This is a genomic window from Paenarthrobacter sp. CM16 (assembly GCF_013179505.1).
GTDB lineage: Bacteria > Actinomycetota > Actinomycetes > Actinomycetales > Micrococcaceae > Arthrobacter.
In genome coordinates, this window is sequence record NZ_JABMCX010000216.1 from 1 (window position 1) to 8366 (window position 8366).

Annotated in this window: 6 protein-coding genes; 2 read left to right on the top strand and 4 right to left on the bottom strand. The window is 60.6% G+C overall.

Annotated elements, in window-relative coordinates; genetic code table 11:
• Positions 1-63 precede the first annotated feature (63 nt).
• From HP499_RS17150 to HP499_RS17165, 4 genes are all read right to left on the bottom strand, one after another.
• Positions 64-2655: an alpha-L-rhamnosidase C-terminal domain-containing protein gene (locus HP499_RS17150; protein WP_172325418.1), complete on the bottom strand. Its 2592-nt coding sequence runs from the start codon at positions 2653-2655 to the stop codon at positions 64-66.
• 61 nt (positions 2656-2716) lie between these two features.
• A complete protein-coding gene (locus tag HP499_RS17155) occupies positions 2717-3997 on the bottom strand; it encodes an ABC transporter substrate-binding protein (RefSeq protein WP_172325419.1) in 1281 nt (426 codons plus the stop codon).
• Between the two features lie 53 nt (positions 3998-4050).
• A complete protein-coding gene (locus HP499_RS17160) occupies positions 4051-4872 on the bottom strand; it encodes a carbohydrate ABC transporter permease (protein ID WP_172325420.1) in 822 nt (273 codons plus the stop codon).
• Positions 4869-5831 (bottom strand): carbohydrate ABC transporter permease, encoded by a 963-nt coding sequence (locus HP499_RS17165; RefSeq protein WP_216660105.1) that lies wholly within the window; start codon positions 5829-5831, stop codon positions 4869-4871. The genes HP499_RS17160 and HP499_RS17165 overlap by 4 nt, the downstream gene beginning before the upstream one ends.
• Before the next feature lie 464 nt (positions 5832-6295).
• Between HP499_RS17165 and HP499_RS17170 the strand changes: the two genes are divergently transcribed.
• Positions 6296-7339 (top strand): LacI family DNA-binding transcriptional regulator, encoded by a 1044-nt coding sequence (locus tag HP499_RS17170; RefSeq protein ID WP_172325421.1) that lies wholly within the window; start codon positions 6296-6298, stop codon positions 7337-7339.
• A 37-nt stretch (positions 7340-7376) separates the two neighbouring features.
• Positions 7377-8366 (top strand): LacI family DNA-binding transcriptional regulator (locus HP499_RS17175; RefSeq protein ID WP_172325422.1); only part of this gene is annotated, 990 nt, incomplete at its 3' end.

Below are 8366 nucleotides of genomic sequence, written 5' to 3' on the forward strand. Positions count from 1 at the left end.
GTTCCTTCGCGGGCGATGACGGGACAGGAACTGCTGCGGTGGATGGGACGGTGGTGGGCGAAGTCAGCATTGCTCGCTCTCTACTGTGTAGCGGCCGCCGGCCTGTACGTTGAAGGAAATGGTGGTGGAGATGCCTGTTGCTGCGCGGGTCAGGTCAACTTCTTCTCCGCCGTTCGTTAGTCCACGGAGGCGGGCAACACCACCGGGTGCGGTCGGAACGGTGATCGTGCCGGAGGTTTCTTCCGGTGTCACGACGTCCAGGCTCAGGGTCGACCCGTCGCGCCGCCAGCTCACTTCGATGGAACCCATCGGCGTCGGTACCTGGCCGCGTGCCCACGTCAGCGTGCCGATTTGCGGGGCGATGCTCCAGGTGGCGAACGCTGTGCTCTGGGGGGTGACGCCGAGTACGTAGGAGGACAAGGCAACGGTGGGGGCGCACGCCCAACCGTGGGCGAGGCTCGTGGAGACGCCGAAGCCGGGGGTGCCATCGGTTTCCAAGAGTTCCCAGACGGCGCCGCTGGCGAAGGGGCCAGGTGTTGCCATATGGCCCCACAGATCGTTCAGTAGTCTGTGGGCCTGATCCGTCAGTCCTGCCTCGAACAGCGCCCCGAGGTGGAACCCCGAAGTGTAGGGACTCACGTTTTGTCTGAATCCGGCGGCCGTATTGAACACTTGCGGCCCGAACGGGGTCTGGGGCAGGGCTTCCTCGAGTGCTTGGAGGATGCCCTGGATGTCCTCGGGGCGGGCGATGCGGTGAATAACGGCAAGAGCGTTGGCGTCCTGGGCGACGGCGTCGGCGTGATGATCGGACAAGATGTAGAGCCGACGTTCCGGGTCGTACAGGTGCTCGTTGATTGCGTCGTTGACCCGTTGGGCTCTGGCGGTGAGATCCACAGCCGCGGTGTCTTCTCCGATGGCGGACGCCAGCGACGATGCCTGGCGCAGTACGTGACAGTAGACGATGTTGTAGGCGCTGACGGCTCCGGTCTTGGGTCCGTCGTACCAGTCCCAGTCCAAGCCGTTCTCTTCATCCGTTATATACAGTCCGCGGTCATCGACGAGAGTGTGGTCGTATGCCAGTTGCTGGAGGATTGTCGGCCATTGTGCACGCACGAAGTCGGTATCGCCGGTGTAGAGGTGGTGCAGTGCGATGTTGGTGATCTGGTGCATGGAGTACACGGCCGAGTAGACCTGGCCGTGCTGTGGCGGAACTGCAGGTTGGAACAGTGGGGGAAGACGGGCCGGAAGGCGCCCGTCCGGTTCCTGGAAACTGTTCAGGAGTTCGATGGACCCGCGAACGTAGTCTGCAGCTGCGGTTGTGTAGTAAACGTTGGGGATCTGGACGATGAGGTCACCGCTCCAAACGGAGCGGTCCCGGCGGGCGCCATCCAGAATGACCGGGAGAGGGTCGGGTGACACCACACCGTCGCCGATGAACTTCCCGAGAACCTCGGAGGCCGTGAGGTCGTGGCGGAACAGTTCTGTTCCGTTTGCTGCGGTAACGACAAGCTTGCGGAACCGGGCTTCCTCCCCTGGCACCTTGCTGGTGTCCCACGCTTCATGGAAACCGAACGATCCGCTTGCCACGACAGGAACATCCGTTCGACCACCGAGGTCGATATGTGCCACTGAGACACCGTTTAGTTCCACCGTGATGAAGTGTCCTTCAACCAGGGTGCGGACACGGTTCCAGGTGGCGGGATCTACGTCCCGGCTCAGCGTGACCTCGCCCAAAGGGGTGTAGCGTCGCACCGTGTCCTGGGGCCGGTTCTCATAGCCGTCGTCGAAATAAGACCATTGCAGAATGCACGGCTCCCCCGTGGTCCCTGGCGCACGGAGTGAGAGAAGGTAGCCTCGGGCTCCGTCCTCTGCTGCCCGAACGACCCAGCCCGCTGCGTGGTCTTCGATGCGTGTTTCGAAGGAAACGCAGACATTGGTCCAGTGCGAGGCGTCACGGAGAACGGCAAGCGTGCCACCCTTGGCCCGCAGGCCCTTGTCATCGATGGTCCACGCTACGGGCAGCGTGTCGGCGGGAAGTTGATTGAGCTGTATTGTGTAGGCGCTTTCGTACCAGATGCGGGTGAGCTTGTCGGAGCTGCAGGCGAACCAACCCTGATAGGTATCGGGGGTGGCACGGAAAGCTGTGAAATGGATTCCGAGGTCCTTGATGGCCAAGGTTCCCGGGGTCTCCAAAGCGAGGCGTTGGTAGCGTTGTCCCCCTTGGATGAGTTCGCTGCTGATCTTGCCCGGGCCGTGAAGCTGCAGCAGCTCCACGCGGCCGCGGTTGGCGCTTGCATTATGCCCGCCGCGCTCATCGCCATCCGGCCCTGCCCAGTAGGCGCTTTCGCTATAGGACACACGTACTTCCGCAGAGGCATCCGCACGCGACACATCGAGCCACGGTCGGCCCGCGTTGCTGGTCCCGTAGTCGAAAACGACGCTGGGAACCGGGCCCTCCTGCGGGCGAACGAGCACGAGCTCTCCTGTTCCCCCCAGGAATTCCTCCAGCCCGGAGACATCTCCCTCGACCCGGAGAACTGCGACGGGACGGGCGTCAGGTTCTGCCGGGGCAGGCACGTACGTCCGCCAGTCAGTACTGGGCGGGAGTTCGTCTTGGTCAGGTGAGAGGTCGACTTGGTCGGGCGATGAAGTCACAGCATTCCTTCGTGGGTGGGGAGAAAGATGGGGCCGCGCACCACTACGCGGCCCCATCCGGTTAACCTGCGTTCTTGAACGCGGCGTCCATCTTGTCGAGTACATCCGGTACCGATGCGCTGCCGATGAACATGCCCTGCACTCCATCGAACAACTTGGGCTGGATAGTGGCGTTGGGCCACAGACGGTCAGGCCAGGTCGTACCGTGGTCCTTATCGAGGTATTCCTTGGCGAGCAGCGCGATCTCACTCGTCAGCTTTTCTTCTCCCGGCATGGCGGGGGCGTCACCGAAGGCGGCACCAAAAGCGACCTGGGTGGCCGGTTCTGCGAGGAAGTCGATGAACGTCGCTGCCGCGCCGTTGCTGGAGCTCTTGGCATTAAGTGCAAAGCCAGAGGTAGACAGCGGAAGGTACTGATCCTCAGCCTTATCGTTGGCCGGGAACGCTGTGTAGGTGAGCTTCAAGTTGGCCGGGCCGCCCTTGGCGATGTTGGCAGTTTCCGATGCTACAGATACGGTTCCCAGGGTGTTTCCGGAGCGGATAGCGTCCTGGACGGTGGCGTAGGGCGTACCTACGGGGCTGGCATTGAAGCAGCCGGCCTTGTCCATTTCGAGGTACTTGTCCATCGAGTCTTTCCAGGCAGAGTCAGCGAAGGAAGCCTTCCCTGACGTCTGGTCCTCGAGGAAGTTCTGGTTCGGTCCGTAAACGAGGGTGGAGGTCAGCGCGTAAGGGATCAGCTGCGTTGTCCAGGTATCCGACAGGCCCAGCCCGTAGGCGACGCGGCCCTTGGCCTTGGCGTCACCGCAGAAGTCCAGCACCTCGCTCCAGGTCTTCGGGGCGGACAAACCAACTTCATCGAGGGCGTTCTGGTTGTAGATGCCACCGATCGAGGAGACAACCATGGGCACAGCGACGAGCTTGCCCTTGTCGGTTTCGAGCTGCTGCTTGGCAATGTCGGGGATGCTTCCCGCCCACTCGGTCTTGCCCAGGTCTGCGTAGAAGTTCCGCTGTCCGGCAACCTTGGCACTGATCGGGTTTCCTCCGCCACCGGGAATCTCCACCACGTCGGGTGCGTTGCCACCGGCAAGCTGCGATCCAAGGACTTCCCGGTAGGACTGGGCCATGTCACGAACATCGACCTTGATGTCGGGGTACTTCTTGTTGAAGAGTTCGACGATGGTCTTAACAGCAGGGCTGTGGTTTGTGCCGATTGAGAAAGAACCGGTTGTGGCCTTTTCGCTGGCGGGAGCGGCCGGGGTCTGGCCGCTACACGCGGAAAGCGAGATTCCGAGTAGCGCTGCGACCGCCCCGACGGCGATGCGCTGTGGTGTCTTCAATGACATTTGCTGCCTCTCTAGTTTCTGTGGGTGATGCGACGTGCTGGCAAACCGTGTGGCTAGCCTTTGAGTCCTGCTGCGAATCCACGCATGATGAATTTCTGCATCAGGAAGTAAGCGACGAGGATCGGGATGATCGACGTGATCAGGGCGGAGAAGACCAAGGGCCAGTTCGCGCTGTACTCGCCCACGAAGGAGTAGACGGCCAGCGGTGCGGTCTTGCTCTGGCTACCGCTTAGGTACAGGAGTGGGGTGAAGAAGTCGTTCCAGATGCCCAGCGCAGCGAGGATACCGACAGTGCCGGTAACCGGGCGCACGAGCGGGAAGACAATGGTCAGGAAGGTGCGGAGCGGTTTGGCGCCGTCAATCGCGGCGGCCTCCTCGTAGTCACGTGGAAGGTCCCTGAGGAAGGCCGCGTAGAGGAAGATCGTGAAAGGCATGTGCCCGCCCACTGCGATCAGGATGACCGCCAGAGGGTTTCCCACGAGACCAATTGATGAGAAGCCCAGATAGAGCGGGAGCATCGCAAGTTGCCCGGGAAACAGGAAACCCAACAGGAACAGATAGAACATGCCCCGGGACCAGTGCTGGGTGTTCCTGGTAAGGGTGTAGGCGGCCAGTGAAGAAAATACGATGATCAGCGCCACTGACACGACCGTGATCAGGACGCTGTTGAGCAGGCCCGAGGCCATGTTCGATTCGACCCATGCGGTTGAGATGTTGTCGAACTTCAGAGGCCAGGTGAAGCCCAGGAAACCTGCTTGAGCCTCAGGGTCTTTAAGCGCCACCGAGACAAGAACGTAGAGCGGGATGAGGAAAATGATGCCCGCTGCGATGAGGACGATCTCGATCGCAAGCGTGCGGCCTGTATAGCGGTTCATGCGAGGGCCTTCCGCTGTGTAACTCGGTACTGAATGAAGCCGATAACGCCGACGACGATCATGAGCACAACGCCCTGCGCCAGGGCGCTGGGGTACTCGAGGTAGAGGAACGCGGTCTTGTACACGATGGTCGCCATGGTTTCGGTTGATCCGGCCGGGCCGCCGTTGGTCATGGAGAACACTGCGTCGAATTGTTTGAGGTTGCCCAGGACGCTGAGCAGAAGGTTCACCACAATGGCACCGTTGATGAGGGGCAGGACAATGGAGATGGTGCTGCGCACAGGACCGGCGCCATCAATGGCAGAAGCCTCGAGAAGTTCCGGGGGAACGCCCTGCAGGCCGGCAAGGAAGATGACCATAGAGAAGCCGGCACCAGACCAGATGATCGATGCGCACACCGAATACAGCGCGATGTCCGGGTTGCCGAGCCAGTCTTGCTGGAGATTCTCCAGCCCTATGGCAGCGAGGACCTGGTTCAAAGTTCCTTCAGGAGTAAGCAGGTACTTCCAGAGGTAGCCGACGACGATCGGGGTGAGGACCACAGGGAGGAAGAACACCAGGCGGAGCGCCATGCGTGTCTTGACCTTGGTGTTGAGTCCGAGCGCCAGCAGCAACCCGAGCACGTTCTGCCCCAGCGAGACGATGATCGTCAGGATGAAAGTGTTGCCGATCGCCCGGAGAGAGTTGTCATCGGAAAGTACCCGGGTGAAGTTCGCCAAGCCAACGAAATCAATCTCGGGCGTGTAACCGTCCCAGTTGGTGAACGCCAGGACGGCGCCGCTGAGGTTAGGTACAAGGACCACCGCGGCATAGCCGATCACGGCGGGAAGCACGAACCAGAAGGGGATCTTTACTCCCCCCACTCCACTGCGGCCGCGCTTGCGGCGGGGAGTCTCCGGGGTCTCTTCTTTTCGCATCGCGACTGCGGTGGGGCCGCTTACCCCTGGCGGCGCGGTCATTTGCCGACTCCTGCGCGGCGCTCGAGGGTGTTCAAGACACTCATCTCCTTCGATGGAATTTCTGGTGAGGATAGGTTTTGGACCCTAAGTATCACGGGCCAGCCGCTGTCGAGTCTGGCGGTCGTAGTCTCGCTGCCGTGCCGAAGAACGATGTTCAAAACACTCATCTCCTTTGATGACAAAGCCGGCGGCTACTTATGCCTGTCGATCCGAGCCGGCCCGGGGTGGGAGGCCAAAACCGCGATCAGGAAAGCTTCGAGGATATCGATAACTTTTTGGTGTTGTGTCCACTGTAGTTATCGATAACACTTAGGTCAAGAGGTTAATCTTATCGATATCTTTTAGTGCCTTTTGGTCTACAGTAGATATCGATAAGACTTCTGGACAAGGGTTCCTTTCCTGTCGTCCATGAGCGCAGTCGGAAGTCATCTTCATATGAACGCAAGGAGGCGGTCATCAAGAACATGGAACAGCGGCGTCCAACAATCTATGACATCGCAAAGTTTGCCGGGGTCTCACACATGACCGTCTCGCGCTACCTGACTTTCAACGGAGCGCGAACACGAGCAGTCCCCCGCGAACGCATCAGACGGGCCATCGCAGAACTCGACTACCGACCAAACCTCGCCGCCCGCGCCCTGCGAACTAACCGGACCGGGCGGCTTGCCATCGTCTTCCCGGCCGGTAACGCCATCAGCTCCATACACATGCTTACCGGAGCCACCGAAGCCGCGACGGACGCCGGCTACCACATCGACGCCATCACATTGGCGGGTTCCTCCGATGAGCGTTCGGCCCGCGTACTGGAACTCGCTGAAGCCGGCCTTTTCGAAGGTTTGCTCGCCCTGACCCCCCTTGCAGCGGACCGTCAGGCACAAATCGCTTCAAGGGTGCCGGTGGTGGTTGGCGCAGAATACGACGATGAGATGCGCGGCATAGGAGACCTAGCCGACGCGTCCCCGGTCGGCGAGATCATCGAAACCCTTGCTGGCCTAGGACACAGGAGCTTTCTGCACATCGCCGGAGATCGGGCCTACACCACCGTGCGCAGCAGGGAACAAGCATTCCTGGAAACCGTACATCGTCTTGATCTGGAATCCGGCGGTGTTGTCGGCGGAGACTGGAACGGAGAAAGTGGCCGCCGCGCGATTCTTGACCTACCGGACAACACCCCAGTCACCGCCGTTATCGCCGCCAACGACGTCTTGGCCGCAGCGGCCATTTACGCTGCGCTTGAACGCGGCTGGCGGGTGCCTGAGGATTTGAGCGTATCGGGCTGGGACAACAGCCCTGTTGGTGAATGGCTTCCGCCGACCCTGACTTCCGTAAAGATCGACTATGAGGAGTTGGGCCGTCGTTCTATGGCGAAACTCCTGGCCAACATGCGCGGTGAGGCAGAACCGACCTACTCCAATCCCGTCGCATCCGTCGTGTGGCGCAAGAGCACAGGCCCGGCGCCCCTTCGAGCAGATGAAGAACCCCAAGAGCTCACGAGGCCAGCGCAGTGAAAGGCCTCCACACTCAGATCCACATGGGCAGGCAGTCATGATCGCGCGCTCCCCCACATCCAGCACCAAAGCCACGATTTATGACATCGCCAAATTGGCGGGGGTTAATCCGTCAACCGTCTCTCGGGCACTGGGCAATCCAAGTCGTGTCAGCTCCCATACCCGCCAACTCGTTGAAGACGCAGCAACGAAGCTTAATTACAACGTCAACCCCCTGGCTCGGGCACTGCAGACTGGCCGCACAGGAATGATCGGACTCATAGTTTCGGATATCACGAACCCCAGCTATTTCGACATCATCCGCGGCGCGCAATCCACGGCAGCTGCGCGCGGCCTCACGCTGGTGCTGGCCGAATCGGCAGAGTCCGCCGCCACGGAAGCCGCGGTGGCCCACCGCCTCCAGTCTTCTACCGACGGGATCATTCTCGCGGGGCCGCGCATGGCGGACACTGAAATCCGTGAGCTCAACGAAACCAAACCGGTCGCAGTTATCAACCGCTACATAGAAGGCATTGGTTCCGTGGTCCCGGACGTAGAACCGGGCGTAACCGAGGCTGTACGCCATCTGGCATCGAACGGCCATAACAAAATAGCGTTCCTGGCCGGACCCGAAGATTCTTGGATCTCAGAACGTCGCTGGGATAGCTTCCGCGAGACATGCGAATGGACCGGGAGGACTGCGGAGGTGATCACCACAACAGCGCCAACCAGCGACGGAGGACGAATCGCCGCCAGAGCTGTCATCTCTTCAGGTGTCACTGCCGCCCTGTGCTACAACGATCTGTTGGCCATCGGCCTGATGCAAGAACTGCAGGCCGCTGGTGTAAAAATACCGGACGACTTCAGTGTCATCGGGTTTGACAGCATCTTCGGCTCCGACTTCACCACCCCTGCCCTAACGACGATTGCTTCGCCATTCAGCGAATCCGGGACAGTCGCACTCAACCTGCTCCTGACCGCTCTCCCAAGAGAAGCACAAGCCGACACCCCAGCATCGACGCGAGAACTGCGAACCACGTTACTTGTC